Source organism: Enterobacter sp. PP-008-ECC_S150, from assembly GCF_045257065.1.
Taxonomy (GTDB): Bacteria; Pseudomonadota; Gammaproteobacteria; order Enterobacterales; family Enterobacteriaceae; genus Enterobacter; species Enterobacter chengduensis.
Genome location: NZ_JBJHHG010000070.1, coordinates 1 through 1,064, shown reverse-complemented (window position 1 = coordinate 1,064; position 1,064 = coordinate 1). Strand labels below are relative to the sequence as shown.

Genomic DNA, 1,064 nt, shown 5'->3' with positions numbered 1-1,064 from the left:
GATCGCGAAAAACTGAACCGCATGCTGGAGGAAATGTTCGAAGAATCCGATATGTGGTTGGTTTCAGAGTTCCCGACTGTTCGCCAGGTTGGCCTGTAAATCTTGTTCGGATAATATTCCCGATGTTTGCTCGGGCATGAACACTCAGCAAACCAGCCGTCGCCCGTTCTTGCATATGACGGGCGGCGGCTTTCTTCACGAAGCTGGCTCCTGAGGCTCTTTTTCCATCGCCTCTTTATGGCGTTGATTCCAGGCGCTGTTTTCTGGCATTTCTAGACGCAGATCTATCCAGCGTCCAGACGGAATATCCATAGGCTCACCTGCGACTATCATTGCACTATCAATATCGAAACGACGTTTGAAGACGTGAACTGTGACTGTTCCATTTTCTGATGTTTCCGTGGTGACAAAACACAAACGATTCCCGTTTTCATCCTGTGGAACTTCCAGTGTCCATCCTTCGCTACACAGTCCTTTTGCTCCGCGAACCTCATAGACTCCTGTCGATAGCTTTTCAGCTGTCACCCCTTCAGCTTCACAGTTCGTACCCGCATATCCTGACAGCTGAAAATCCTCCAGAAAACTTGCTGGCATAATTTCAGGATTGTCTGTAAGCCTGGCTATGGGAGAGGCTTTCTTAATGAAACCATTCGCATCTACTGTCGTTGTAAGATTATCAAGTAGAAGCCTTGTTGTAGTTACCCCGGCAGTACCATACCCAGACATAATACGAATACCACGAGTGAGATAATGAACACTCATCAGAAACCAGGTGTCATTTGCTCCTACCCATAAAGTTGGAGCAGACTGTGGAATTTCATAAAATTCCCCTGTCATTTGCCCACTATTTTGAATTGTGGCCAGACTAAAACCGCGCATTTTCGCAACTAAATTATCTATAACCGTTTCATTTGTAGCGTTGTATTCTGCAATAGGGAACCCGTTTTTAAGTCCAATTCCAGCACGGGCACCCGCTGCCGTTGTTTCCCCGGTACCGCCCTGCTCAATCGGGAGAGCACCATTGGTACCTTTCTGTGCCAGTTTACCGATGCCAGGAATGGTTA

Annotated in this window: 2 pseudogenes; one reads left to right on the top strand and one right to left on the bottom strand. The window is 47.3% G+C overall.

Annotated elements, in window-relative coordinates:
• Window positions 1-99 (top strand): annotated as a pseudogene (locus tag ACJBF3_RS26050) (DinI family protein); the annotation flags it as partial.
• 96 nt (window positions 100-195) lie between these two features.
• Here the strand turns inward: ACJBF3_RS26050 and ACJBF3_RS26045 are convergent.
• Window positions 196-1,064 (bottom strand): annotated as a pseudogene (locus ACJBF3_RS26045) (hypothetical protein); the annotation flags it as partial.